This window comes from Marinobacter piscis (assembly GCF_007671655.1).
GTDB lineage: Bacteria > Pseudomonadota > Gammaproteobacteria > Pseudomonadales > Oleiphilaceae > Marinobacter > Marinobacter piscensis.
The window spans coordinates 373,920-400,771 of the sequence record NZ_VCGX01000001.1; the positions used below are offsets into that span (position 1 = coordinate 373,920).

Here is a 26,852-nt window from a genome sequence, read left to right on the forward strand (position 1 = left end):
ACATCCTTGTATCCGGACACGAGCCATTATAGTATTCAGCCCGTTATATACAGACGAATATAAAGGAACTGGCACCTATGCTCAGAAAATACTGTTACCAACTGGCCGGGCTGTGCCTGCTATTAACTTTCAGCGGCATTGCTCACGCTGCTGATGTTCGTATCGCTGTGGCGGCTAACTTTACGGATACCACTCGTGATCTGATTGCTGCGTTTACTGAGGCTACGGGTCTGGAAGCCGTCGCAAGTTACGGTTCAACCGGGAAGTTGTACGCACAGATAGATAACGGTGCTCCCTTTGATGTGTTTCTGGCGGCTGACAGTGAGCGCCCAATGATTCTGGAAAAAAGTGGCCAGGGTGTGGCCGACACCCGGTTTACCTACGCCCAGGGCAAGCTGGCGCTCTGGAGCCCGGCTCCCGGCACCTTTGAGGACCCTGAAAGCTGGTTAGGATCGGGGGATTTTTCGCGACTGGCCATTGCCAACCCGAAAACAGCGCCTTATGGCCTGGCAGCCCAGCAGGTGCTCTCTGAAATGCGTCTTTGGGAACCGTTACAGGAGCGCCTGGTACGGGGTGACTCTATCGCCCAGACCTTCCAGTTTGTCGCCACAGCAAATGCCGAGTCCGGGTTTGTTGCGCTGTCACAGGTACGTGCCTGGAATGAGGGCGAAGGCTCACTCTGGCTGGTTCCCCAAGCCTACTATGCTCCGATCGAGCAGCAGGCCATCCTGCTGACCCGCAGCGAGAGTAATGCGGCTGCCCGCCAGTGGCTTGAGTTCCTTCGGGGCCCGAAAGCCAGGGATATTATTGAAAAGTCGGGGTATGAGACTGAACACTGAACCGTAACCTGGCTGATATCATGGATATATACTGGGAGCCGGTCTGGCTCACTCTGAAACTCGCTGGCCTGACCACCATAGTGCTTCTGGTGGTAGGCACGCCTATCGCCTGGTGGCTCGCCCGCAGCCGGCACTGGATCCGGCAGCCTCTTGCAGCCATTGTTGCCCTGCCTTTGGTACTGCCACCGACGGTACTGGGGTTTTATCTTCTGATATTGCTCGGCCCCAAAGGGGTTGTCGGGCAGTTAACGGAACAACTGGGTCTGGGGTTGCTGCCCTTTACCTTTGAAGGGCTGGTTATTGCCTCGGTTATCTACTCGTTACCGTTTACGGTTCAGCCTCTGCAGAATGCGTTTGGCACCATCAATGAACAACTGCTGGAGGTCGCCTCCACACTGCGGGCCTCACCCAGGGACCGCTTTTTTTCCATTGTCATTCCCCTTGCCCGCCCGGGCTTTCTCACCGCCAGCGTGCTCACATTTGCCCATACCATCGGCGAGTTCGGCGTGGTGCTGATGATCGGGGGCAATATTCCCGGTGAAACCAAAGTTCTCTCTGTGGCCATCTATGACCACGTAGAATCTCTGGAATACACCCAGGCACACTGGTTATCCGCGGGCATGGTGGTCTTCTCTTTTGCCGTTCTCGTAACACTGTATTCACTTAACGGCCGGCTGCAGTCCGGACTGGTGAAATAATGCCGATCACCGGAATACAGGCGCGTTTCACGTGCCATGTCGGCACCTTCACACTGGACGTTGATCTGAACCTTCCGGGCAGCGGACTCACTGCGCTGTTCGGCCACTCCGGCTGTGGCAAAACCACCCTGTTGCGCTGCATGGCCGGCCTGCAAGCATCGCAGGGCGTTATGCGTGTTAATGGGGATGAGTGGCAAAACGAGAACGGAGCAGACGCAAGCACCAGCCGCCCTGTCCATCAGCGCCCCCTGGCGTATGTGTTCCAGGAAACCAGCTTGTTCCCACACCTGAGTGTGAAACGCAATCTGATGTATGGCTACCGACGTATTCCGCAACAGGAGCGGCGAATTTCCTTTGATCAGGCGGTGGAATGGCTGGGGCTCTCACAGATGCTGGACCGAATGCCGGAAAACCTGTCCGGTGGTGAACGTCAGCGCGTTGCTATTGCCAGGGCACTGCTTACCAGCCCCAGGCTCTTGTTGATGGACGAACCCCTGTCTGCCCTTGACCAGACCAGCAAACGGGAGATTTTGCCCTATCTGGAAGCCCTGAGGGATAACCTTGCGATCCCCATCCTCTATGTTTCCCATTCCACTGCCGAGGTTGCACGGCTGGCCGATCATATTGTGATGCTGGATAGTGGCAAGGTGGTTGCCGAGGGCCCGCTGCAAGCGATCATGGCACGCACTGACCAACCGTTTGGTCTCGAGGAAGATGCGGGCGTCATTCTCGATGCCACTCTCAGCGAGCACGATCACCAGTGGCACTTGTTCCGGGCAGACTTTGCGGGAGGGCATTTCTGGCTGCGTGCGGATTCAGGCCTGACCACCGGCCAGGATGTGCGCCTGCAGGTGCTTGCCCGGGATATCAGTCTGGCTCGAAGTCAGCAGACAGACCAGAGCATCCAGAATGTCCTGCCCGCCGTGGTTGATGAAGTGGCCTCTGAAGTCGCCCCCGGCACCTCTATAGTGCGCCTGTTGGCCGGGTCGACTCCTTTTTTGTCACGCCTGACCAGCCGGGCCGTCCACACTCTGGAGATTGCCCCGGGCCAGCCGGTGTGGATGCAGGTGAAATCCGTTGCGATTGTTGATTGACCCGGGCCTTGGCCCGGGCAGAAATAGTGCGGGTTCAGCGGGTACCGTACACCACCATGGTTTTACCCCTCACCATGACAAGCCCCTGCTCTTCCAGAGTTTTCAGGACCCGGCCGACCATCTCACGGGAACAGCCGACGATACGGCCAATTTCCTGACGGGTGATCTTGATCTGCATGCCGTCCGGATGTGTCATGGCATCAGGCTCTTTGCACAAATCCAATAGCGTTCGGGCCACCCGGCCGGTGACATCCAGAAACGCCAGATCGCCCACCTTGCGGGTGGTCTGGCGCAAGCGTGTGGCCATCTGCTCGCCAATAAAGTAAAGAATCCGGGAATCCTGCTGGGCAATTTCACGGAATTTTGTGTAGCTGATCTCGGCGACTTCGCATTCGGTTTTTGCTTTCACCCAGGCACTGCGGGAGTCCATGTTATCAAACAGCCCCATTTCGCCGAAGAAGTCGCCGGCATTGAGGTAGGCCATGACCATCTCACGGCCATCATCATCTTCAATGATAACTGTTACGGAACCCTTAACAATGTAAAAGAGTGAGTCACTTTTGTCGCCGGCATAAATGATGGTGCTCTTGGCCGGATAACGGCGACGGTGACATTGCGAAAGAAAATAGTCGAGATGCTTGGTTTTCTGCTCAACCGGTTTGACGATTGTGGCCATGATGCGAGTCGTGCCTCCTCAGATACTGGCGGGTTCCTGTGTTTTTATTCACCCGGCTGTCCATGCGAGTTTCTTCGTTTTTTGTAAAAATCAGAACAACTTATAGCAAGATCCCCCACTTCAGGCAACCAGAAACAGGATACAGGATGTATCCGACTGTGAGTCGTATCCGGGTATGCTAGCATTCTGCCAGACACTTTCTCCGGGCTGCCCTGGGCTGGCCCGGCCTAACAGGAGAACACTTACCATGAAAGCAACCATCGACTGGACCGGTAACGCCAGTTTCAGGGCGACCAGCGGTACTGGCCACTCCGTACAGCTGGATGGCCCTCCCGATCACGGCGGCGAGAACCTGGGGCCAAGGCCCATGGAGATGCTGCTCATGGGGCTGGGTGGCTGCGCCTCATTTGATGTGATGAGCATCCTGAAAAAAAGCCGTCAGGATGTCACGGCCTGTCATACGGAACTGGAAGCCGAGCGTGCCGATGCAGTGCCGTCGGTATTCACCAGAATCCACCTGCATTTTGTGGTGACCGGCGATAACCTCAAGGAAAACCTGGTAATGCGCGCAGTGAATCTTTCGGCCGAAAAGTACTGCTCTGCCTCAATCATGCTTGAAAAAGCCGGGGTAGAGATTACCCACAGCCACGAAATCCGCGTTCCGGACCCGTCCTGACTGCAGGGCTCATGCGCCACAACGGCATCATGTAAAGGATTTCTGTGCCATCAGTCGCCGCACCATGGGGCGCACAATCAGCTCCATGGCCAGTGCCATTTTCGGGCCCGGAATTACCAGTGTATCCGGGCGTGAAAGTATGCTGTTCTGTATCGCCTGAAGCAGGTAGGAGAAGTCCACCTCGGACGCATCGCGGAACCGGATAACCAGCATGCTTTCATCTTCGCTGGGCACATCCCGGACAACAAACGGGTTGGATGTATCCACCAGGGGAATACGCTGAAAGTTAATATGGGTGTGTGAGAACTGCGGCACGATATCGTGAACGTAATCATTCATCCGGTTGATGATTGTCGTAACAACCGCTTCCTGGCTATAGCCCCGCTGATGGGTGTCCCGGTGTATTTTCTGGATCCACTCCAGGTTTACGATAGGCACAACCCCGATAAGCAAATCCACGTGCTGGGCAATGTTGTACGCCTCACTCACAACCGCACCGTGCAGCCCTTCATAAAACAGCAGATCCGTATCGGGAGGCAGCGAACCCCAGGCTGTGAATGTGCCGGGCTTGTGGCCTTCAGCCTGCAGAGCGCGATCCTCATCATGAACATACTGGCGGAACCGGCCATTGCCGGTCTGGCTATAATCGTAAAAAAGCGCCTCCAGCTTATCGATATGGTTGGCCGCAAGCGCAAAGTGGTTGCGCTCACCGAACTGACCCTTGGCAGCCAGCCGTGCCATTTGCTCACGGTTATAGCGGTGGAAGCTGTCGCCGCTGACCATGGCCGCCGCCAGTCCTTCACTGGCAAACATGCGCCGGAAAATCTGTCCTGTTGTGCTGGTGCCAGCTCCGGAGGAGCCGGTAACCGCTATGATAGGATGACGTTTTGACATGGCAGAAGTGCGCCGTAAGTTAAGCAGAAATTAAGTCGCTGTCGCGGGAAAGGTCAGGCAAGGCTATCAAGCAAGCGTGGCTTTTCAACAGCAAACCCCTGAGCGTAATCGACCCCCAGTTTTCTCAGTGTATCCAGAACGTTGCGGGATTCAATCCGGCCAGCAATAACTTCCCGGCCCGTATAGTGCGCCATGTTCACCATGGACTGCACCATCGCGTAGTCAGTATTATCGAGGTTAACCTGCCGGGTGAATGTGCTGTCAATCTTGACCAGATCTACAGGCAGCAAACGCATTGCCTCCAGAGAGCCGGACCCACCGCCCAGATTGCCAAGACAGAAACGACAGCCCAGCTCTTTTATCTCCATAATAAAATCTGCAACCGCCTGCATGTCACGAATGACAGACGCATCGGTTACCTCAAACCAGAGACGCTCGATGGGCGCGTCTTTTTCACTCAGCTTTTCATAAATAAACTCAAGCAGGGATTCGTCGTTCAGTGAGTGGCCGGAAAGCGCAATACACACTCCGCCCACATGCCGGGGGTCTGGTGCTTTGACCCACAGCCAGTCCAGCATACGGCCAATAACCCAGCGATCAACAGCCTGAGTGCGGCCATACTGTTCAGACATACGCATAAAGTCCTGACCGGTGATCAGCTCCCCTGACTTATCGTACATACTGATCAGTATTTTGTACTGGGCCACCATACTCGTATGGCTGTGCAAGGGTATAATTTTCTGACAGCGCAATCGCATACGCCCTTCGTCCGGATCACCCAGGCTGGCAATTTTAGCCGCCAGCCGCTCCTGACGCGCCTGCCCTTCAGCACTGAGAACATACTCTGCCACCTTACCCTCGCCTTTGTGCTTCGCAGCTGCCAATGCCTGTTCGGATGCCTTCAGCCAGCGTTCTGCACTGATCAGACCTGGCAAGGACGGAACCACCCCTACGTTTGCTGATAACCGGTAGCTGTGTTCTCCATATGCGAATACGGTAGTCTCTATGACCGCTATGAGGCCCTTTGCGGTACTGTCTGCGTGCTCGAAGGGTACCAGCAGGCCAAACTCGTTTCCTTGCAGCCTGGCCAGCGGCATTTCGCCATCCAGTTGCTCACGTAACAGACTGGCGACATGTTTCAATGCCTCATCTCCAGCCTGGTAACCCGCCGTGTCATTGAGCAAGCGGAAGTTACGCAGGTCCAGGCGCAACAGAGACCGTTTGTCTTCAGGCCGGGCCAGCTGCTGATTCAACAGGCGCTCAAACTCGCGCCGGCCGGGCAGACCGGTCAACCCATCATGGGTGGACGCGTACGAGAGCTGCCCATAAACCTTGCTCACCATCCGGTCGATGCTTTCATCCACCAGTGGCTGCTCATACTGGCTGTCTTTTACCAGAACGCCATTACGCATTCTCCGCGCCAGCTCCTCCAGCTCAAGCTCAAGTGCCCGCATACCCTGATAATTCACAAAGACAAAACGATTCCAGCCCCGGGCTACCCAGACCAGGCGGATGTGTTGCGGCTCATCCGGCTTTGTCTGATCCATCAGCCAGTCCCCTGGCTGCAGGAGCTGTGCGCGGTTAACCCAGCGCTGCAGACTGCGATAGTCGCGGTCAGCCAGCGACTGCCTCAGGTCTCTGACAGGCTGCGCATCTGGTACTGCGACCATTTCCGGTGGGGTCTCGGGGTTACGTACCAGAAACTGCTTCAGTTCATCCCGAAGGTGCGAAGGCGGTACCTGGTTGCTGGAAATGGTTGCCAGCCCGTCCTGGATGAGCTGCAACAATTCCGGCAAACTCATGATGCTCTCGCGATTCTCTGCAAATGCCAACAGGGCGTCGATGACGGCCAGATAGTCCTGCCAGGCCTGACTTTCAGGCCCCTGACGAATCCAGGTAAGCGACAACAGCTCCCGCCAGCCAGCCTCCAGCAAACTGATAACCGCCCTGGGCACTTTCCGGCCTGCCAGCCTCTGATCCAGCTCATCTGTTACCACAGACCTGGAGCTTTCTACTTTCTGAGCGCCTTCTGCGGCCGCGGTAACCCGCTCCACATTGCGCCGATACGCCTGATTCTGGCGTTCAACCAGGTCACCGAGCGTCTGAGCAGCCCGCTGGAATACGCCTGTGTCCTGTACTGACTCTGTAACTAAATCCCGGACAAGCTCGTCAACCCGTCGCTGGATCGCCGGGTTCAGGCGACTTCCCCTGACACCCAGCTGCGCCAGCTGATTCACCACCTTGCGGGCAGGGTTGTCGGTATTATCAAAAAATGCCGGCGTGCGCATGACCTCTTTCAGAACCGGGATTTCAAGTTGATGTATCTGCGCCTGAGCGTATTCACTCAGTTTCGGGCTCTCAATAACAGAACGAAAAAACTGATCCACAACATCCAGCGTCCCGTCCTGCTGTGCGTCCAGTTCTTTACCCCGGCTTTGGCGAATCTTTTCAGTCACCCGATCGCGCAGTGACGCCTCACTGGCTGCGCTGGCAGCCATTTCCGCCTGCAACTCTTGCAGTTCACGGTTTAACTCCCAGGAAGTCACCGCGCCGTCACCGGCGGGAGCGGACGCTGCAGTGGCGCCATCACGGGCTTGAGTGCTGGCCGTCAGGGCCCCCAGAAGACTTTTCACCGTGGTGAAAGCGGCCTGCCGTGTCCGGGACGGGCTACGGAACGAACGCTTTTTTTCAGGCTCTGCGCCATGACGTGCAGGGCCTGGCTTCTCCGGCTCATTGCCGATCGGAGTCGCAGCGGGTGTGGTGCTGGAAGCATCGGCAGCCTGTCCACTCAGGTATTTGTTCAGATCCAGATCCGGCAACACGCCCTGACGAATCAGGATATTGTTAAGCTCCTGGTACAATGGTCCGAGTTCCTGCAAAACCGTCTGTTCAAACACATTCAGGCAGATCGACTCTGCATAATCAGGGGCTTTGAGCTGATGCAGACCGGCGTGGAAGCTTTCATAGACAAGCGATGGACCAAGAGGGTTATGGTGTCCGGTTGCATTGGCAATACCGAGGGCTTCCAGACGGATCCTGAGCTGAAGCAGCTCTTTCCGGTAGCGGGTATCAGCTTTGGTCACCATGACCCGGCCTTTGAGCCAGTCCTCAAACTCCCCCTTGTCAACGACTGCAAGCTCAGCGCCCCACCACCCTGCCCCGGATGCCGGTTTCATAGGTGATTCGAGGTTGCTGACCATCTGCTGCCAGATCTGGCGTTTCCGGGCCTGAACCTGTCCCGAAAAGCTTATGAGCTCGTTCGCGCGCTGATCGCTTCTGGCCTTCTGTGCCGACGCCTCCAACGCAGTCGCCATTTGCACAAAACAAGCGTCCATAAGCGGCTTGATATACTGAATCACGGCACGCGCCGACTGGTGCAACACAAACTGCACACTGTCACTCGGAGCCTGTAAGGCCGTCTCGTCCTGCGCACCATGCCCGCCACACTGCATCAGCATTGACGCCAGAGCGTCCGGATTGCTCTCAAGAAAGCTCAGGCCCATAGCGCCTTCGATGCGTCGGGCAACACGAACATAAAGGTCGTACTGCCGCTTTCCATCCGGGTCGCGAAAGCGTACAGCCAGTCTGGAAGCCCCTTCCGTCGCAAACGTCCGGTCCAGTTGGCGGGAGGTTTCAACGGAATAACGAACATACAGCCCTTCCGCACAGAAATCTGTGATCTGGCAGGGCCATGACTCAGCCGTACCCAGGTCAATCCGGGCGGCAAGCCTGATAGGTTTCCGGGAGGTTTTTCGTCGTTCTCTCTGATCCATGAAATACCTGACAATGCACCTAGCCGCGGCCGGGTATTTCCTGCCCGCTAACGGCTTACGTCCCTGATTCGTGGCTTTCGCCACCCACTTCCATAAATGTTGCCCAAAGCGAATACAGCCAGTGTACTACAGGGGTCGGCTGCTGGCACTTTCCGGCAACCGGGTCAGAGCGGTTTAAAGAACACTTTTGAATTGCGCTGCGTATTGTATTCGGCAAGCTTGGGCCCCGGCAGTGCCTTGACCGTGCTGGGTATAAACCCACGCTCACGAAACCAGTGCTCGGTTTGCGTGGTAAGAACAAACAACGTTTGTATGCCCTGACTGCGCGCGTGTTTCTCGACCATCAGCAGGATTTCATCGCCACGTCCGGCACGGCGATAGGCTGAGTCCACCGCAAAACAGGAAAGCTCGCCGGCTCCATCCTCCGGGTAATTATGCAATGCCGCACACCCGACAACCGTGCCATCACGCTCTGCAACGATAAAGTTTTCAATATCAGTCTCCAGCATTTCCCGCGAGCGACGCACCAGGACACCCTGCTCTTCCAGGGGCTCTATCAGCTCAAGTATTCCCCCTATGTCTTCGGCCCGGGCCTGGCGAATCTGCTCATAATGATCACCGCTGACCAGTGTGCCGGTACCATCCCGGGTGAACAGCTCCTCCAGTAAGGCGCCATCATTGATATAACTGATAAAGTGAGCACGCCTGACCCCCTTTACGCAGGCATCACAGGCAGCACGCAGCAGATCGGCATCGTGCCCTGTTACCGTCCCCTCAGCCAGCCGCTCCGGCGCCTGACTGGCTGAAAGCTCGCGAATCAGTGAGCCATCCTGCTCAAGCAGCCCCTGGTCCTTGATAAACACCATCAGTTTCTCAACCTGAAGAGCGGCGGCGACCTGGCTGCCTACATCTTCATAGGACAGATTGAAGGCATCCCCGGTGGGTGAATATCCCACGGGGGGCAACAAAACAATGTGTCCCAGCTCCAGGAGCTTCTCGATACCGGCGACATCAATACGCCGCACCTTACCGGTGTGGCCAAAATCAATACCGTCCAGCACGCCAACCGGTTTTGCGGTTACATAATTACCACTGCTGACGCGGATGCGGGCATTATGCATGGGCGAGTTGACCAGCCCCATCGACAGCTGGCTCTCGAGGTACGCCCGCAACCCGCCGGTTGCCTCCATAGCCAGCGGCAAGTGTTCTTCCGGGGTGATTCGCAGATGCCGGGCAAACGTTGATTGCAGTCCGGCTTCATCCAGCCGACGCTGAATCTGGGGGCGTGCACCAAAGGCAACAACTAACCGAACCCCCAGGCTGCTCAACAGTGCAATGTCATGAATGATGTTAATGAAGTTTTCATGCGCAATCGCTTCGCCCGGAAGGGTCAGGACTACCGTACGGCCACGATGGGTGTTGATATAGGGTGATGAGTGGCGAAAGGAATGCAGCCAGCCGTTCGATTTCAAATGTGTCTCTCCCATCGGTGTTTATGCAGATGCCTATTCGTATGGCCTTCCGGCCCTGGCGTGAGGCTTACCGTGTCTGGTCCCGCTTCCACACCTCGAACACGGCAATTGCGCGGGCCATTATCGGGTAAGCCACTTCGCCACCTGCAACCTCCCGGGCAATCTCCAGCTCGCGCTCCGTCACGGTCGTCAGGCGACCTTCCACCCGGTTTCCGTTTGCCAGCGTCACACGAACAGTACGGCCTTCCCATGCAGAGGCCGATTCAATATCCTCAGTCTGCCAGCGGGCACCTTCTGAAACACCCGGGGATATGACCGGTTCCAGTACTTCCGGTGGCCGTTCGGTTACCTCGGGAGCTATCTGACGCAGAAAGACATCAGGTACCCGTGCGCCATTATACTTTATCTCCGGGGCCGGATCCTCACTCCCCTGCCCCGTCTTCGAACTGCTTTCGCTACGTACAGGAATACCCAGCGCTTTCGCGCCCGGTTTTAAAAACACAGTCACTTCCCCGCCTTCAAGCAACCATTGCCGGTACAACGCCTGCAGCTGGCTGCTGGCTTCCCACCCCCGGGCTTCAAGCCCACTGGTGAAGGCTTCCAGTGTCTGCCCGGCCCACTGGGACGTTTCCATTCCGGCTTCCCGGGCACAATAGGCCGCAACCCGACGCATCAGCCCACCATCCCTGAGTGTCAGTTCAAGCGGCTGATCCGAGCTTGTCAGTGTCGCCTTGGGGGACGTCACACGGATCCGGGCCCCCGGCCAGTTCAACTCAAGACTGCCGGTGTTTTCCGTATTCAGCTCCAGATGCACCCCATCAGGCGACTGTGTAAGAGCCAGCTCGCCCTTTAGCTCCGTAATCCCCATCCTCAGAAAATCGCCGCTACTCAGCTTTTGGCGCATATCCGGTGCACAGGAAAGTGAAAACAGCGCACTCTGCTCAGAGCCTCCGACGCCGGTCTCGGTTACCCAATTACGGAACATGGAAGATTCAAGTGCCAGGATCAACCCCTCTGCCTGCAAGGACCAGCTGGCAGGCAGGTCAGACGGTGTGGTTAACGCTCCCAGTAATGCCCCGGGGGAGCCGACCTGAAATTCTGCGCGGCCAACAACCAATGGTTGCGTCAGCTCAAAATCCTGCCAGGACGCGTCGGACAACGTCAGGCTGCCGTCCAGTCCAGAGCTGATCTTTCCCCGCAGGAAAACTCCGCTGTCGCCGAGGGCCTGCCGGGTTTCTGCCATACGCTGGTCCGCCAGCCACCATACAGAGGCCTTGAACAGAACAAAACCAACGAGAGCGGCCAGTACCAGTACTGTGAGCAGGCGCTTCATCCGGACAGTCCCCAGGCCGTGCTGTTAGTTACGGGAGATCAGGGTGCCGACACCCTCATCGGTAAAGATTTCCAGTAAACAGGCATGGGCCACCCGACCGTCAATGATATGAGAGGTACGCACCCCATTCTCAACCGCACTTAAGGCGCAACGGATTTTTGGCAGCATACCACCATGGATTGTGCCGTCCTCAATCAGGTCACTCACCTGTTGCGCCGTCAGCCCGGTAAGAACTTTGCCTTCCTTGTCCTTGAGGCCGGACACGTTCGTGAGCAACATGAGCTTTTCAGCCTTCATGGCCTCGGCCACCTTGCCCGCAACCAGGTCTGCGTTGATATTATAAGACGCCCCATCCGGACCTACGCCAATAGGTGCAATCACAGGAATCACATCACTGCGGGTAAGCATATCAATCACATTGATATTAATTCCGGCTACCTCACCCACATGGCCAATATCAATGATCTCGGCACGTTCGTGTTCCGGAGAGCGCTCTTCTACGGCCAGTTTACGGGCGCGAATCAGGTTGCCGTCCTTTCCCGTCAACCCGATGGCAGTTCCACCCTGAGCGTTTATCAGAGACACAATTTCCTTGTTGACCTGCCCGCCCAGAACCATTTCCACGACATCCATGGTTTCCGCATCAGTCACACGCATTCCATTTACAAACCGGGACTGAATGTTCAGGCGCGTCAGTAATTCGCCAATCTGAGGGCCACCACCATGAACAACAATGGGGTGTATACCCACCAGCTTCATCAGCACCACATCGCGGGCAAAACTGCTCTTCAGATCTTCGTTTTCCATGGCGTTACCGCCATACTTTATAACGACCGTTTTACCCGTAAACCGTTGAATATAGGGTAAACCCCGGCTGAGTACTGTAGCCACCTGCATTGCTGTTTCACGATCCAGCGTCATCTTTTTGCCTTAATAAATCAGTTCTTACAATTGAATGTGTGCCAATACTGCCTCAGAAGTCAGCGACCACCCCCGGTGCAGCCTTCTGTAGCTGAGTGCGGAAAATACCTTTGATCCGTTCCAGCGCTTTTTCCGTTTCTGCCTCAAAGCGCAAGACCAGCACCGGTGTGGTATTGGACGCACGGCAGAGGCCCCAGCCATCCACATACTCCACCCGTATGCCGTCCAGGTCGCTGACGCTGCCGTCACCAAAGTCACCTTCCCGGCCCAGCGTTTCAATAATGCTGAACTTGTTGCTCTCAGTCACTGCTACGCTCAGCTCCGGAGTGCTGACATCTTCTGGAAAGTCTTCAAAAATTTCATCGCAGGAACGATCCTCAATGCCCAGTATTTCCAGAAGCCTGGCCGCTGTATAAAGTCCGTCATCAAACCCGTACCAGCGGTCCGCAAAGAAAATATGCCCGCTCAGTTCACCCGCAAGCAAAGCGCCGGTTTCCCGCATTTTGGCCTTCATCAGTGAATGGCCTGTTTTCCACATGAGGGGGCGCCCGCCCGCCTCGGAAATTACACCGGCCAGCCGGCGGCTGCATTTTACGTCGTAAAGTATATCGGCCCCGGGATTTCTTGAAACCACATCCCGGGCAAAGAGCATCAGCAGGCGGTCTGGCCAGATGATTCTCCCGGTATTGGTAACCAGGCCCAACCGGTCACCGTCACCATCAAAGGCAACACCAAGGTCTGCGCCTTCCGCCTTCACCGCCTCAATCAGATCGGCAAGGTTGGCGGGCTTACCCGGATCCGGGTGGTGGTTGGGGAAATCACCGTCAACCTCACAATACAGCGGGACCACCTCGCAGCCCAGCTCTTCAATCAGCATGGGGGCCAACTCGCCGGCAATACCATTACCGGCATCCACCACAACCCTGAGCGGCGCGGCAACAGCAATATCGCCGACAATACGATCAAGGTATGCCCGGCGCACATCCTCAGACGCCTGAGCGCCCTCACCGGTCACAATGTCGCCGGTCTGCAACCGGTTATACAATGCCTGAATGGCCTCGCCGGAAAGCGCTTCACCGTCGAGCATGATCTTGAGGCCGTTGTAGTCCGCCGGGTTGTGACTTCCTGTGATCATAACGCCTGACCCGTTTTCAAGGTGATGGGTCGCGAAATAAAGCACGGGTGTTGGCACTGCACCAATATGGATAACGTTGCAGCCAGTCGCCATGATGCCGCGGGCAAGAGCATCGGCAAACCCGGGGCTGGAGTGACGGCCATCATAGCCGATACACAGGGAGGAGAGCCCGCGGCTGACGGCTTCTGAACCCACAGCCGTCCCGATCTGTTCGACAATGGCAGAGGTCAGGGTTTTGCCAACAATGCCCCTTATGTCGTAAGCCCGGAAAATCTCCGCCGATATACCAGTCTCTGCTGCTTCCTCATCAACAACCGGCATTTCGTCATGAGCAAACAGCGCACTGCCTTCACTGTCATTGCCAAAACCGAGAACATCGTCGTCTCCATCCACCATGTTGACGTCAGGCATATCCGTCTCCTGGAACAAGGGCTCCGCACCGACGGCTTCAGTCATTTGCTGCACCGGTTTCTTTTTACCCCGATCTGCCGGGCTCGCCAGACGTTTGTCCACCACCTGAGAAAGCCGGTAAAACACCTCGGCCGCGGATGCAATTACATCCCACCGGAAGACAGGCAGCTTTTGATACTCGCCCGCAAAGACTTTGTGAGCCCACTGGGTAAGCTGGCTTGTATCCTGACGCAGGCTCCTCCCGGCACTGAACAGAAGCAGCCAGACCAGCGCCGCTGCGATAACAACCGGCACACCTATCAGCAGTGCTGGCACAGCAGCGTCCACGGGTGCTGCGGCCCTGCTGCCTGGCCTGTAGCTGACCGCCCAGTCCGGATTGGCAAGATCCCGGGTTTCAAATGCATTGGCCCCGACACCCACACTGCCACCATTACTGGCGAATTTTCTGGAGGCCCCCGACACGGTTTGCTCCAACGCAAGCTCACCACCAAGCTGCGTATTGACCACTGACAGAAGTGGCTGCAGCCAGGAGGTGTCAAAAACCACCAGAAGGGTACCCGCTACCGCATTACTGGTGGGGTTACGCACCTGGCTTGCCATCTGTACATACCAGCGATTGTCGCGGGGAAAAGCATCCGGGTGCAGCCTCTGTTTGCTTTCCGCGCGACGGGCCATCTCAAGCCCGGCAAAGCCCAGAAGGCTGGTTCCTGACCCTGTTCGGGGAATCTCGCGGTAGGGAAATAAAAATACCGCCTGCACCCCGGGCAGCGAGCTGGTCAGTGTCTGCGCCAGCGCGCTGGTGTCAGTGCGCTCTTTCAATGCATCAATCACATGAGGCTGAGTAGCCAGGCCGTTTACCCCTTGCTGCATCAGCGCCAGGGTTTGATCTACCCGTTGAGCTGCAGCATCGGCCTCCATTGTCTTCAGGGCGTTGAAGCGCTTATCAGCGATTGGCTGAAGAACCAGCACATGCACCAGTACGATTGCGCTCAGACCTGCCAACAACACAATGACAGCCTGCTGAAGCGCTGTGAGCCCAAACCGCTTCAGCTTCGGGCTGGTGGGCGAGCCAGAAGCCTTCTTCCTGTTCAGTTTCATAGCTTTCCTGATTTTTATTCTGATCAAACCCTGATAATTAACGGGTTCCGGTTGAGCCAAAACCACCGTCGCCGCGAACACTGGCATCAAACTCGGAGACCACCTCAAAGTTTGCCTGAATCACGGGCACCAGTACCAACTGGGCTATCCGCTCTCCCACGTCCACCGTAAACGCGGTACTGCTGCGGTTCCAACATGACACCATCAGCTCGCCCTGATAATCAGAGTCGATCAGCCCGACCAGGTTACCCAGCACAATGCCATGCTTATGGCCAAGCCCGCTTCTGGGCAGGATCATTGCTGCCAGGGACGGATCGGCAATATAAATAGAGAGCCCGGTCGGGATCAGCTGGGTTTCACCCGGCATCAACGTTAAAGGCTGGTCAACACATGCGCGCAGATCCAGGCCAGCCGAACCCTCGGTCGCGTATTCAGGGAAGGCAATCTGCGAGCCAATCCGGTCGTCAAGAATGCGTACCTGCAAGTTTTTTTTACTCATGCTCTTCCTGTCTCAGATGATCGCCGATCAACGCCACCAGGCGCGTGGCTATCACGGTTTTGGTATCTGGCCCCAGAGTCTCCTGGCCTTCCGGCCAGAATACCGTGACAGCGTTACTGTCACTGTTGAACCCCAGCCCAGGCACGGACACATCATTGGCAACAATCATACGCAGCTTCTTACGCTGCAGTTTGTCTTTTGCATAATCGGCAACATCTGTGGTTTCCGCCGCAAAGCCCACAGTGAACGGCGCATCCGGACGCCCCGCAATGGTTGCCAGGGTATCGGGGTTGCGAACCAACGGCAGCTCCATGGTCTCCGTGGACTTTTTAATCTTGTCACCAGCGAGACTCCGGGGCCGGTAATCAGCCACTGCAGCCGTTGCAATAAACAGGTCACAACCTTCATCAACCGCCTGGGAAGAAGCCTGTAACAGATCCTCCGCCGTAAGAACGTCCCGCACCTCAACACCTGTCGGGGGTGGCAGGTTCACAGGGCCACTGAGAAGAATGACTCTGGCACCCGCATCCCGTGCAGCAACTGCCAGCGCGTAACCCATTTTCCCGGAGCTATGGTTGCTGATATAGCGCACCGGGTCGATCGGCTCCCGGGTCGGGCCTGCGGTGATCACAACCCGCTTGCCGGCAAGTTTACCGGATCCGTTGTGCTGTTGCGTGATCAGTCTGGCCATGTCGGCGGCTTCAAGCATGCGCCCCGACCCGATATCGCCACAGGCCTGGTCTCCCTGAGCCGGTCCCCACAGGGTAATCTGCGGGTCGCTTTCCAGCAGACGAATATTGCGCTGGGTACGACCGTTTCCCCACATAGCCTGGTTCATCGCTGGTGCGACCGCGATAGGCGCCTCTGTCGCACAGCAAATAGTGGTCAGCAGATCGTCCGCCATACCCTGTGCAAGGCGGGCAATAAAATCTGCAGAGGCAGGTGCAACGACAACCTGATCTGCCCATTTGGCCAGCTCTATGTGCCCCATACCCGCTTCGGCTTCCGGATCCAGCAAAGATGTCCGTACCGGTTCACCACTGAGCGCCTGAAAGGTCAGGGGCGTCACAAAGGCCTGAGCACCTCGGGTCATAACCACCCTTACTTCGTACCCCGCTTTTTTCAGCAGACGCACAAGCTCAGCGCTTTTATAGGCTGCAATACCGCCGGTCAGGCCCAGCAGAATCTTTCTGAACGCCATAATAACTCCGTGTTCGTTCCTGTCAGATCCGTAACATACCATGCTATGGCCATCGCAACAGCCTGCAAAATGTCCCGGAGCTTACCTGTCTGTTGCTTTTTGCAGCCGCTTTCAGAAACAATACAGCCATACGCACAACCCGGATGCAGGATGCACCCGGGCTGATACCCGACACAAGGAAGTAACAATGACTGATCCCGCCTGGCCAAGGGACGAACGCCCCCGGGAACGCCTTCTTGCCCATGGTTCCGAAAGCCTGTCTGATGCAGAACTTCTGGCTATTTTTTTACGCACCGGCACGACCGGTATGCCGGTAATGGAACTGTCGCGCTTTCTCCTGCAGGAGTTTAGCGGGTTGCGCGGTTTACTGACCGCCTCCCGGCGGCAATTCTGTGGCGTCAAAGGGCTGGGCACTGCGAAGTATGCCCAGGTTCAGGCCGCCATGGAAATGGCCCGCCGGGTAATGGATGAGCCCTTGCGTCAGGGTGACCCGCTGCGCTCACCGGAGGATACCCGCCGATTTCTGACCAGCCGCCTGGGCACCTATCCCCACGAGGTTTTCGCCGGCCTTTTTCTGGACAACCGGCACCGGGTTATTCAGTATAGAGAACTGTTCAGAGGCACGATTGATGGTGCCGCGGTTTATCCCAGAGAAGTGGTGCGCCAGGCTCTGGAAGATAATGCGGCGGCCGTTATTTTTGCCCACAACCACCCCTCGGGGGTAGCTGAACCCAGCCAGGCAGATATATCTCTCACGCGGCGTCTGAAAGACGCACTTGGACTTGTGGATATCAGGGTTCTTGACCATATGGTTGTGGGTCATGGTGAGGTAATATCGCTTGCCGAACGTGGATTGATGTAGACTGTCCCGGAGAATTTCAGAAAAACTGGCCAATTTCCCAACAATTTTTTTGCGTTGGGGGGCTGGTTCTGGTATAAAAGCGTCCCTTTCTGGCGGCGTCTGGCGAGCAGCGTTCAGTTCAGGGACGCAAACAGGGGCGTAACCGTTCCTCGGCAACCAGAGACGCGTTAAAATCGAATTCGAATTTATTAAGACCATTGCTCAGGTCGGAGGCAAGTATGTCCAGAGTTTGTCAGGTTACCGGTAAGCGTCCGGTCACCGGTAATAATGTATCCCACGCGATGAACCATAACCGTCGTCGCTTTCTGCCGAACCTGCAGAACCACCGTTTCTGGGTTGAGACCGAGAAGCGCTTCGTGAGGCTGCGCGTATCCACAAAGGGCATGCGCATCATCGACAAAAAAGGCATTGACGCTGTGCTGGCCGATCTTCGTGCCCGCGGCGAGAAAGTATAAGGAGCCGCATCATGCGCGAGAAAATCAAGCTGGTATCTTCAGCAGGCACTGGTCATTTCTACACGACCAAAAAGAACAAGCGAAACACCCCGGAAAAAATCGCTATGAAAAAGTACGATCCGGTGGTTCGCAAGCACGTTGAGTACAAGGAAGCCAAAATCAAGTAATTATTGATTTGGCGCCCATTAAAAAACCCGGCAAGACCATCTTGCCGGGTTTTTTAATGGGCGCTAGAATTTCTCCAGGTATCCGTCCGGCAGCGCAATGTCCATGGCAATCGGCAGGTGATCTGACATAGGGTAGCTGACCACCTCTGAATTTCGTATTTGCAGGCTGGGGCTCACCAGGATGTGATCCAGCGCCTTCTCCGGGCGCCAGCTGGGGAAACTGTGAGCCGTGTCCGGGAGCGGCAGTAAGTCCGTCTCCTTAAGCGGCGTGCGGGTCAGAAGCTCTTCGGCATGGTTGTTCATATCACCCATCAGAACAACGTGCCGATACCTGGAAATCAACTCACTGACAAAACCAAGCTGACGCTGTTGCGCCGCCTTACTCAGCGACAGATGCATCATAACCAGAACCAGCGGGTCCTCTTCCGTACCATAACGGGCAACAATGGCACCTCTTCCGGGGACCCTCCCCGGCAACTTGTACTCTTTTACGTCCAGAGGCCGGAACCGGCTAAGCAGACCATTACTGTGCTGGGCAATCTGTCCGAGATTGCGATTCAGCTGCTGATGCCAGTACGGAATACCCGCTGCCTCAGCAAGGTATTGAACCTGGTTGATGTAGCCGCTTCGCAAGCTGCCTCCGTCACACTCCTGCAACGCCACCACATCGTAGTTACTGAGCAACGATGCGATGCGGTCCAGGTTCTGGATACGACTGCGGTGAGGAAGGAAGTGTTGCCAGCTTCGGGTGAGATAGTGCCGGTAAGCCGAGGTGTTGATACCCACCTGGATATTAAAGGTCAGCAGCCTCAGGTGCCGCTGGGGTTCAAAGGCGGGCACATGCTCAAGCCCCGAGTTCGAGCCTTTAGACTCGTCCCGGGACCTGATTATCCCGTCCAGCTGTTTTCTGAAACGTTTATACATAGTACCTCTGTCGTGCCGCCCTGTTTGACAACCTCGAAAGAGAAAAAGCTATGCAGAGCGTTACCTTACTGATTCTCAGTGTGCTCTTTCTCCACCAGATAATCCACAACCTCCAGCATTGCTTCAAGGCTACCTGCCATAGAGGCGCTGATCGTGTATTTGCCATTCACCAGCATGCTGGGTGTACCGGTAATACGCGCACCACGAATCTTTGACTGCGCCTGCTGCATGCGCGCATTTACTCCGAAGCTTTTGTAATTGGCAAGAAACTCATCCGGGTCTACGCCATGCTCAGCCACAAAGCCGGCGAGTGACTCGCCATCGTTAAGCGGCCGACGCTGACCAGCCAGCGCGTCAAACATCGGGTCATGCATGGTGTCCAGCGCATCCATCGCTTCAAGGGCGTAGAAGGCGCGGGCATGGGGCTCCCAGGAGCTCCCCAGAGCTGCGGGAATGCGCACATACTCTACGTAATCAGGTGCTTCGGCTTCCCACGCCTCGGCGAGCGGCTTGAAGTTATAACAATGCGGGCAGCCATACCAGAACACTTCGGCAACCTCTATGCCTGAGTCGCTGGCCGTGCGTACCGGGGTATCCAGCTTCTTGTAATGCGTGCCTTCCTTCCAGTCAGCAGCACTGGCCGAACCAAACACCATCAGTGCTGCGAACAGCAGTGTTGTTATCCTGAGAGTTCGAAACATTAAATATCTCCCGCCTTTCCTGAGTGTGGTGATAGAGAAGTATGACCTGTCAGCCCTGAAAAGTTCCACATGTCATGGGTTACAGAACCGAAAAACAAAAAACCCGCCAGACAGTGCCTCCATAAACAGGGGCACTCCCGGGCGGGGTCTGCTGTCTGACACTAAAAGCGATTTTAGTTCAGGCCGGAAATATAGCTGGAAACAGCCTCTATTTCTGCATCAGACAACCTTGCAGACACATCCATCATAATCTCGGCATTCGCGTTATTGTCACGGGTGCCGTCACGGTACGCCTTCAGCTGCTTGGCAATATACTCAGCATTCTGGCCCCCTAGGTGCGGATAGCCTGCCGGCTCGTTACCCTTGCCCTGCGGGTTATGACAGGAGGCGCAGGCGGGAACACCTGTCGCCATGTTACCCCCGCGATAAATGGCCTCACCTTTATCCACCAGATCCGGGTCCGCCTGATTGACCGTGATTTCCTGCTGTGCGAAGTAAGCAGCCAGATCCTGGAGCTCCTGGTCCGACTTGCCCGTAAGCTGGCCTGCCATTTCCGGAATAGAGCGGCTATCGTCCTGAATGGCCACCAGCTGGTCATACAAATACTTTTCACCCAGCCCGGATATTTTAGGATATGCACCCATAATTGGTGCCGATCCGCCTTGTCCATGACACGCCTGACAGGCTACCGCATTCTGCTCACCCGCTTCAGGATCTCCTGCTCCGTGCGCCATGGCGGTAAGGCCAACGCCGAAAACAAACCCTGCGATCAGTTTTTTCATGCTCGCTCCGCTTCTCTCGTCTTGAAAATATTCTTTATTTGCAGCCGGCAGGTGCTGATCAGTCACGCTAAAAACCAGGACTGTCAGCGGTTACGCAAAGCGTACCGCCAGGAATTGGTGTAGCATTATACATTAATCACTGACAACTGAAATCCAAAGGAAAGCCTACCGCTGTGGACCCTGACCTGACTCAAAAAAGTATTTCATTTAACAGCGCCCGTTTTTTGGTCAGCGCTCCCCGATTGCAAGACTGCCCGCCCGATACGGGTACGGAAGTTGCCTTTGCGGGACGCTCGAACGCGGGCAAATCCAGCGCCCTGAACGCTATTACAGCAAACAGCAAACTGGCCCGGACCAGTAAAACACCCGGGCGTACACGCCTGATTAACTTTTTCTCGCTGAACCGGGAACATGCACGGCTGGTCGACCTCCCCGGGTACGGCTACGCAAAAGTATCAAGGGATATAAAGGATGACTGGCAAAAACACCTGGAAGACTACCTGAACGACCGTCAGTGTCTTCGGGGCCTGGTCCTGGTGATGGATATACGGCATCCGCTCACCGATTTTGACCAGATGATGGTGGAGTGGTGTGAGTATAATCAACTGCCCCTGATGATCCTGGCCACAAAAGCGGACAAGCTTAAGTTCGGGCAAGCCAAAAACAGCATCCTCGACATTGGCCGCAAGCTTGAGGAATACAGCTGCGTTCAGCACCTGATCATGTTTTCAGCCACCTCCAAACGGGGTGTCGATGACTGCCGGGCGGCACTGACAGATTGGCTGGAGAGTACTGAAGAAACAGCGGGTGATGACCTCTGACAGACAGAAAAAACCGGCCTGCGATAACGCAAGGCCGGCAAAACGTCAGGGTTTGCGACGTGTTAAAACCTGAGGCTTCGCTCAGGGGCATCAGAAACGTCCGATTTTCCGACACCTGTCACTGGGACAGGGCCATTACCTGGAAGTTCCCTGCGCCTCAAAACCGGTGGACCGGCAGTGCCGGTCGGTACTTCTCCCTCAGCGCCATAACCCGATCCCGGTACGCCGGCGTCAGGTAGGGGATTTCCAGCGTCAGTACCTGATAAATACCCTGCTTCAGCTCCCGGAGTGTCAGGCTGGCAGACGCCTCTGCCGCATGGGCGGTTTTCAGATAGGCCATCCAGTTGGTTATCACCAGCCACACATTCAACGACATAGCCGTCCGCAAAGACTCCGGTTGTGGTTCGATAATACCGCCGTCTGCCAGCTTCTCGAAAATACGGCTGATGGCCATCAGGCAACGGTCAGTAAACGCCCGATAGTCACTGCGCAGACGTGGGTCCCTGTCCAGCAGGTATTCCAGATCCCGATGCAAAAACCGGTAACTCCACAACCCGTCAAATACCGACTCCAGGTAAAACGCCATATCATCAAGCGTTAACGGCCGGTGTTCAGGAATGTCCAGGTAGTAGCCCACGAGCTTTTCATATTCCTGGAAAAGCTCGTAAATAATGTCGGACTTGTTGCGAAAATGGTAATAAAGGTTGCCCGGCGATATCGCCAGGTGTGCTGCAATGTGATTGGTCGTAACGTCGCGCTCGCCGCGCTCGTTAAACAGCTCAAGGCTGGACAGAAGTATCTTGTCTCTGGTTTTCATAGACTCACCGGCGCTCATTGTTGAGAAGCTCACAAATGGCCCGATTCGCCATAGGCCCTGCTTGACTCCCTAGAGTATATACTCTAATAATACCGGAATATGCAAGTTGTGCGTTTATTCGTCAACATAAAATATCCAGCTTCGCCGCCATCAGCCAGCGGTGCCAACAGGGGGACACCATGGAGTCCAACGTTGTTCAGCTCACAGAGAGCAAAAAACATATGCAACATACTCACCGGGTGTTCGGGGATCAGAAAAAAGCATTTTATAACAACCCCACACCGTCGCTGAGCGAGCGCAAAGAGAACCTTTCGCGCCTCAAGCAGGCGTTGCTCACCTACCAGGATCGCATTCTGGAAGCCATTGACCAGGATTTCACCTGCCGCTCGCGGGATGAGTCCCTGATTGCAGAGCTGATGCCCTCCGTTCAGGGCATCAACCACACCCTGAAACACCTGGGAAGCTGGATGAAACCTTCCCGCCGGTCGGTCTCGGTCCTGTTCCAGCCTGCCAGTAACAAAGTGCACTATCAGCCCAAAGGCGTCGTGGGAGTCATCGTGCCCTGGAACTACCCGCTTTACCTGGCGGTAGGACCACTGGTTGCGTCACTTGCAGCCGGTAACCGGACCATGATCAAAATGTCAGAGTTCACACCCCATATATCCAGCCTGTTCAAAGAACTTATAGAGGCAACGTTCCCGGAGGATCTGGTTACGGTCATCAATGGCGACGCCGACGTTGCTGCTGACTTTTCTGCACGGCCCTTCGATCATATGTTGTTCACCGGCTCTACTGCTGTCGGCAAACTGGTCATGCGTGCGGCCGCCGAAAACCTGACACCGGTGACGCTGGAACTGGGCGGAAAATCACCTGCCATTGTTTCTCAGGATGTCCCGCTGGAGGATGCAGCCCAGCGTATCGCGTTTGGCAAGGCACTCAATGCCGGCCAGACCTGTATAGCACCGGATTATGTGCTTTGCCCGGCGGACCGGATTCAGGCTTTCGCTGACGAATTCCGGAACCAGGTCTCCGGTATGTACCCGTCGCTGCGCGATAATGAAGACTACACCGCGATCATCAATGAGCGACAGTACAATCGCCTGCAGGATTACCTGACCGATGCCCGAGCCAAAGGCGCCGAGCTTATCGAGATCAACCCGGCACAGGAAAACCTGGGGGATGGCACCCGCAAAATGCCCCTGACACTGGTGCTGAAAACCACTCCGGACATGAAAATCATGCAGGAGGAAATTTTTGGCCCTGTTCTCCCTGTTGTCAGTTATGGCAACCTCAATGAAGCCATTCAATACATTAACGACCGTCCGCGCCCGCTGGCCCTGTATTTCTTTGGGTATGATCGCGACCAGCAACGCCAGGTGATTGACAATACCCTCTCCGGAGGCATGTGCATTAACGACTCACTGATGCACGTTGCCCAGGACGACCTGCCTTTTGGTGGTATAGGCGACTCCGGCATGGGTCACTACCACGGCAAGGAAGGCTTCCTGACCTTTTCGCATCACCGGGCGATTTTTACCAGGCAGAAATTCAACAGCGGTAAATTTGTTTACCCTCCTTACGGAACATCGTTTCATAAAATGGTCTATAGATTCTTTATCCGGTGACCGGCTCTGCTTTAACCCGGGCCCTCACGGGCCTGGATAATCGCGACAAACAGAACAAGAGCGACCAATATATGACCCCACATACCACCTTGTCCGAAAACCAGCGCACTTCCACTCTGGATCGACGCAGTTTTTTGCGCACCGGCCTGGGAGGAGCTCTGTTTCTGGGCACAGTCAGCATAACCGCTGGCCTCAGCGGTTGCGCAACAGCACCCGCTGGCCGGCTCGGGGCTATTGATACGCGCATGGATGCCCGCTACCAGTTCCGGTTTCTGACTACTGACGATATCGACCTGTTTGAAGCTCTGCTCCCTGCCATACTCGGTCCGGCCCTCCCGGAGGAGCCCAACACCCGACGCATGGCGATTGCCAGCACCATTGAGCGCATCGACGCAGGCATTCACAAGTTCGGCCCTGCCAACCAGAAAGAACTCAGAAGGCTGTGTGATCTGCTCAACTTCGGGCTGACCCGGGTCAGCATTGCACGGGTCTGGCCTTCCTGGCCCGATGCTACCCGCGAGCAGGCCGATGCGTTTCTGAAGCGCTGGCGCTCCAGTCGCATTGGTCTGTTCAACAATGGCTACATGGCCCTGACCAAAATCAGTAACGTTGCATTCTATGGCTACCAGGAAAACTGGCACCTCTCCGGGTACCCGGGACCACCGGAATGGGCTGTACGCGCCCTGCCACAATTTCGCAATGCCTGAATACCAGCCTGCTTTTTACGTTGAAGATGGAGTCATAAAACATGTCACTCACTGATCGCATTGCCCAGGGCCTGGAGTCTGGCTGGAAAGTCACGGATGGGGCAACCCTCACTCAGGACCTGGTAACAGAAGCCGATGTGGTCATCGTCGGCACAGGTGCGGGCGGGGGGACGACTGCAGAGATTCTTGCCAGGAGTGGGCTTTCAGTAATCCTGGTCGAGGACGGCCGCCTGTACTATCAGAAAGATTTCAAAATGGATGAGCTCACCTCCTACGCCAATCTTTATCAGGAGGGGATGAGCCGCACCACTAAAGACGGAGCCATTTCTGTTCTTCAGGGGCGCTGCGTCGGCGGCTCTACAACCGTTAACTGGACCAGCAGCTTTCGTACACCGGATGCAACCCTGAACTATTGGAGCAAGCACTTCGGCCTTGAAGAGTTAACGCCGGAGGCTATGGCGCCCTGGTTTAGCGGTCGTGAAACCCGCCACTCCATGTCACCCTGGGAGACCGCACCCAACCTCAATAACGACATCTTGCGCCAGGGTTGCGAAAAGCTCGGTTTTAGCTGGCAGATTATTCCCCGCAATGTAAAAGGCTGCTGGAACCTCGGCTACTGCGGTGTGGGGTGCCCGACCAACGCCAAGCAGGGCGCCTTACTGACCACCATTCCCGGTGCACTGGATCATAATGCCCGGCTGTTTCACAGCTTGCGGGCCGAACGGCTGATCATGAAGCAGGACCGGATTGACGCGCTCCAGGCCAGCGCGATAGCCAGCGATGGCGTGACCCCTACCGGCATTAACGTAACGCTTAAGGCAAGACATTTTGTGGTTGCCGCAAGCGCAATAGGGTCACCCGGATTGCTGTTGCGCTCCGGATTGCCTGACCCTTACGAACGTGTGGGCAAACGTTCGTTTATCCACCCGGTCAACGCCAGTGTTGCACAAATGCCCAAGCTGGTGGATCCGTTTTACGGCGCCCCCCAGTCCATTTACTCCGATGAGTTCAATTTCCGAAACGGGGTCGATGGAGAGGTAGGTTATAAGCTGGAAGTGCCGCCACTGCACCCTGCCATGTCGGCGGGCGTTGTCCCGGGCCACGGCAGCGCACAGGCTGAAAACCTCGCCCGCCTGCCCTGGATGCAGTCGATTATTGCGCTGCTGCGGGACGGCTTTCACCAAAACAGTCCTGGCGGTACTGTATCGCTTCGTGATGATGGCAGCCCAGTACTGGACTACCCGGTTACGGATTATCTCTGGGAAGGTCTTCGCAACGCCTTTTACACCATGGCGGAAATTCAGTTTGCCGCGGGCGCTGAGCGGGTGCGCCTGATGCACCTGGATTCCGACTGGTACAGCAACTGGTCCGATGCCCGCGCCGCTATTGACGGCTTTTCCATGGAGCCTCACCGGGTCCGTCTGTTTACCGCACACCAGATGGGTGGCTGCGGCATGGGGCGCAACCCCGAAGAATCTGTGGTTAATGGTTTTGGCGAGCACCACCATATAAGCAACCTGAGTGTACACGATGCCTCGGTTTTCCCCACCAGCATCGGCGCTAACCCGCAACTGTCCGTTTATGCACTGGCGGCCAGAAACAGCACCCGGCTGGCACAACAGCTGAAAGCCTGACCTCTTAGCAAGGCAGTCCCCGCCTTGCGGCCTGCCGCTGGCCTGTAGAACTCGCTGAAATGCTGGTATTCTGAGTGTTAGCCAAGAAGAGGAGCTGTTTATGCCGATAGCCATTTACCCGGGTACTTTTGACCCTATCACCAACGGCCATACCGATCTCATTGAGCGGGCCAGCCGAATGTTTGATAAAATTGTTGTTGCCGTAGCCTACAACTCAAAAAAACAACCGCTACTGAATCTGGAAGAACGGTGCGAGCTGGCGCGAAAAGCCACCGCCCATATTCCAAACGTCACGGTAACCGGTTTTAGCTATCTGCTTGCTGACTTTGTCCGTGATCAGGGGGCTACAGTGATTCTGCGTGGCTTGCGTGCAGTTTCCGACTTCGAGTATGAGTTCCAGCTAGCTGACATGAACCGCCGCCTGGCTCCGGAACTGGAAAGCGTGTTCCTGACGCCCTCCAACCACCTCTCTTACATTTCCTCAAGCCTGATCCGGGAGATTGCCTCCCTGGGTGGGGATGTGTCCGAATTTGTTGACCCGGTCGTAGAGGAAGCTCTGAAGGACAAGTTCCGCGAAGCCTGACACCGACCAGCCACACACGCCCCTGCACAGGGGCGTGTGTGGCTGAGCGTCGTA

At 56.0% G+C, this 26,852-nt stretch carries 25 protein-coding genes; 12 read left to right on the forward strand and 13 right to left on the reverse strand.

Annotation, left to right across the window (positions count from 1 at the left end):
* Positions 1 to 77 precede the first annotated feature (77 nt).
* From modA to modC, 3 genes are read left to right on the forward strand one after another with little or no spacing between them, the layout of a single operon-like run.
* Positions 78 to 839, forward strand: a complete 762-nt coding sequence (gene modA / locus FFI95_RS01675) for a molybdate ABC transporter substrate-binding protein (RefSeq protein ID WP_144820611.1) — start codon at positions 78 to 80, stop codon at positions 837 to 839.
* Positions 840 to 859: 20 nt separating this feature from the next.
* Positions 860 to 1,537 (forward strand): molybdate ABC transporter permease subunit, encoded by a 678-nt coding sequence (gene modB / locus FFI95_RS01680; RefSeq protein WP_180322971.1) that lies wholly within the window; start codon positions 860 to 862, stop codon positions 1,535 to 1,537.
* The gene (modC, locus tag FFI95_RS01685; RefSeq protein WP_144820613.1) at positions 1,537 to 2,631 is read left to right on the forward strand and encodes a molybdenum ABC transporter ATP-binding protein; all 1,095 of its coding nucleotides are present in this window, start codon (positions 1,537 to 1,539) and stop codon (positions 2,629 to 2,631) included. Before modB ends, modC begins: the two co-directional genes overlap by 1 nt.
* Before the next feature lie 34 nt (positions 2,632 to 2,665).
* On the opposite strand, the gene crp is transcribed toward modC, so the two are convergent.
* Complete coding sequence (gene crp, locus FFI95_RS01690; RefSeq protein ID WP_144820614.1) at positions 2,666 to 3,307, reverse strand: cAMP-activated global transcriptional regulator CRP; 642 nt, start codon at positions 3,305 to 3,307, stop codon at positions 2,666 to 2,668.
* 247 nt (positions 3,308 to 3,554) lie between these two features.
* Here crp and FFI95_RS01695 point away from each other — a divergent pair, with 247 nt between their 5' ends.
* A complete protein-coding gene (locus FFI95_RS01695; RefSeq protein WP_144820615.1) occupies positions 3,555 to 3,983 on the forward strand; it encodes an OsmC family protein in 429 nt (142 codons plus the stop codon).
* A gap of 27 nt (positions 3,984 to 4,010) precedes the next feature.
* On the opposite strand, the gene FFI95_RS01700 is transcribed toward FFI95_RS01695, so the two are convergent.
* The 8 genes from FFI95_RS01700 to coaBC all read right to left on the reverse strand — a co-directional run bounded on the left by FFI95_RS01700 (position 4,011) and on the right by coaBC (position 16,720).
* A complete protein-coding gene (locus tag FFI95_RS01700; RefSeq protein ID WP_144820616.1) occupies positions 4,011 to 4,877 on the reverse strand; it encodes a phosphoribulokinase in 867 nt (288 codons plus the stop codon).
* A gap of 53 nt (positions 4,878 to 4,930) precedes the next feature.
* Entirely contained in the window at positions 4,931 to 8,650 is a 3,720-nt protein-coding gene (locus tag FFI95_RS01705) for a DUF1631 family protein (protein WP_144820617.1), read from the reverse strand.
* Between the two features lie 164 nt (positions 8,651 to 8,814).
* A complete protein-coding gene (gene argA, locus FFI95_RS01710; protein ID WP_144820618.1) occupies positions 8,815 to 10,122 on the reverse strand; it encodes an amino-acid N-acetyltransferase in 1,308 nt (435 codons plus the stop codon).
* A 67-nt stretch (positions 10,123 to 10,189) separates the two neighbouring features.
* Positions 10,190 to 11,455: an acetylornithine deacetylase gene (locus tag FFI95_RS01715; RefSeq protein ID WP_144820619.1), complete on the reverse strand. Its 1,266-nt coding sequence runs from the start codon at positions 11,453 to 11,455 to the stop codon at positions 10,190 to 10,192.
* Between the two features lie 24 nt (positions 11,456 to 11,479).
* On the reverse strand, positions 11,480 to 12,376 hold the full coding sequence (argB, locus tag FFI95_RS01720) for an acetylglutamate kinase (RefSeq protein ID WP_144820620.1): 897 nt from the start codon (positions 12,374 to 12,376) through the stop codon (positions 11,480 to 11,482).
* A gap of 52 nt (positions 12,377 to 12,428) precedes the next feature.
* Positions 12,429 to 15,020, reverse strand: coding sequence for a phosphomannomutase/phosphoglucomutase (locus FFI95_RS15520; RefSeq protein ID WP_144820621.1), 2,592 nt, complete (start codon positions 15,018 to 15,020; stop codon positions 12,429 to 12,431).
* A gap of 37 nt (positions 15,021 to 15,057) precedes the next feature.
* Positions 15,058 to 15,519 carry a dUTP diphosphatase gene (gene dut, locus FFI95_RS01730; protein WP_144820622.1) on the reverse strand — a complete coding sequence of 154 codons (462 nt, stop codon included), beginning with the start codon at positions 15,517 to 15,519 and terminating at the stop codon, positions 15,058 to 15,060.
* Positions 15,512 to 16,720, reverse strand: coding sequence for a bifunctional phosphopantothenoylcysteine decarboxylase/phosphopantothenate--cysteine ligase CoaBC (gene coaBC / locus FFI95_RS01735; protein WP_144820623.1), 1,209 nt, complete (start codon positions 16,718 to 16,720; stop codon positions 15,512 to 15,514). Before coaBC ends, dut begins: the two co-directional genes overlap by 8 nt.
* A 187-nt stretch (positions 16,721 to 16,907) precedes the next feature.
* Here coaBC and radC point away from each other — a divergent pair, with 187 nt between their 5' ends.
* The 3 genes from radC (at position 16,908) to rpmG (ending at position 18,204) form a co-directional block, all read left to right on the forward strand.
* Positions 16,908 to 17,582, forward strand: a complete 675-nt coding sequence (radC, locus tag FFI95_RS01740) for a RadC family protein (protein ID WP_144820624.1) — start codon at positions 16,908 to 16,910, stop codon at positions 17,580 to 17,582.
* A gap of 218 nt (positions 17,583 to 17,800) precedes the next feature.
* The gene (gene rpmB, locus FFI95_RS01745; protein ID WP_144820625.1) at positions 17,801 to 18,037 is read left to right on the forward strand and encodes a 50S ribosomal protein L28; all 237 of its coding nucleotides are present in this window, start codon (positions 17,801 to 17,803) and stop codon (positions 18,035 to 18,037) included.
* Between the two features lie 11 nt (positions 18,038 to 18,048).
* Entirely contained in the window at positions 18,049 to 18,204 is a 156-nt protein-coding gene (gene rpmG, locus FFI95_RS01750) for a 50S ribosomal protein L33 (RefSeq protein ID WP_091701227.1), read from the forward strand.
* 63 nt (positions 18,205 to 18,267) lie between these two features.
* On the opposite strand, the gene FFI95_RS01755 is transcribed toward rpmG, so the two are convergent.
* The 3 genes from FFI95_RS01755 to FFI95_RS01765 all read right to left on the reverse strand — a co-directional run bounded on the left by FFI95_RS01755 (position 18,268) and on the right by FFI95_RS01765 (position 20,611).
* Positions 18,268 to 19,128, reverse strand: a complete 861-nt coding sequence (locus FFI95_RS01755) for an endonuclease/exonuclease/phosphatase family protein (RefSeq protein WP_144820626.1) — start codon at positions 19,126 to 19,128, stop codon at positions 18,268 to 18,270.
* A gap of 65 nt (positions 19,129 to 19,193) precedes the next feature.
* The gene (locus FFI95_RS01760) at positions 19,194 to 19,829 is read right to left on the reverse strand and encodes a thiol:disulfide interchange protein DsbA/DsbL (RefSeq protein ID WP_144820627.1); all 636 of its coding nucleotides are present in this window, start codon (positions 19,827 to 19,829) and stop codon (positions 19,194 to 19,196) included.
* Between the two features lie 173 nt (positions 19,830 to 20,002).
* Positions 20,003 to 20,611: a c-type cytochrome gene (locus tag FFI95_RS01765; protein ID WP_144820628.1), complete on the reverse strand. Its 609-nt coding sequence runs from the start codon at positions 20,609 to 20,611 to the stop codon at positions 20,003 to 20,005.
* Positions 20,612 to 20,784: 173 nt separating this feature from the next.
* On the opposite strand from FFI95_RS01765, the gene yihA reads away from it, so the two are divergent.
* Positions 20,785 to 21,432, forward strand: coding sequence for a ribosome biogenesis GTP-binding protein YihA/YsxC (gene yihA / locus FFI95_RS01770; protein ID WP_144820629.1), 648 nt, complete (start codon positions 20,785 to 20,787; stop codon positions 21,430 to 21,432).
* A 157-nt stretch (positions 21,433 to 21,589) separates the two neighbouring features.
* On the opposite strand, the gene FFI95_RS01775 is transcribed toward yihA, so the two are convergent.
* Complete coding sequence (locus FFI95_RS01775) at positions 21,590 to 22,249, reverse strand: TetR/AcrR family transcriptional regulator (RefSeq protein ID WP_144820630.1); 660 nt, start codon at positions 22,247 to 22,249, stop codon at positions 21,590 to 21,592.
* A 179-nt stretch (positions 22,250 to 22,428) separates the two neighbouring features.
* Here FFI95_RS01775 and FFI95_RS01780 point away from each other — a divergent pair, with 179 nt between their 5' ends.
* The 4 genes from FFI95_RS01780 (at position 22,429) to coaD (ending at position 26,798) form a co-directional block, all read left to right on the forward strand.
* A complete protein-coding gene (locus tag FFI95_RS01780) occupies positions 22,429 to 23,874 on the forward strand; it encodes a coniferyl aldehyde dehydrogenase (RefSeq protein WP_144820631.1) in 1,446 nt (481 codons plus the stop codon).
* 71 nt (positions 23,875 to 23,945) lie between these two features.
* On the forward strand, positions 23,946 to 24,581 hold the full coding sequence (locus FFI95_RS01785) for a hypothetical protein (RefSeq protein ID WP_144820632.1): 636 nt from the start codon (positions 23,946 to 23,948) through the stop codon (positions 24,579 to 24,581).
* A 41-nt stretch (positions 24,582 to 24,622) separates the two neighbouring features.
* Positions 24,623 to 26,215, forward strand: a complete 1,593-nt coding sequence (locus FFI95_RS01790) for a GMC family oxidoreductase (protein WP_144820633.1) — start codon at positions 24,623 to 24,625, stop codon at positions 26,213 to 26,215.
* A gap of 100 nt (positions 26,216 to 26,315) precedes the next feature.
* Positions 26,316 to 26,798 carry a pantetheine-phosphate adenylyltransferase gene (gene coaD, locus FFI95_RS01795; RefSeq protein ID WP_144820634.1) on the forward strand — a complete coding sequence of 161 codons (483 nt, stop codon included), beginning with the start codon at positions 26,316 to 26,318 and terminating at the stop codon, positions 26,796 to 26,798.
* Positions 26,799 to 26,852: the final 54 nt, after the last annotated feature.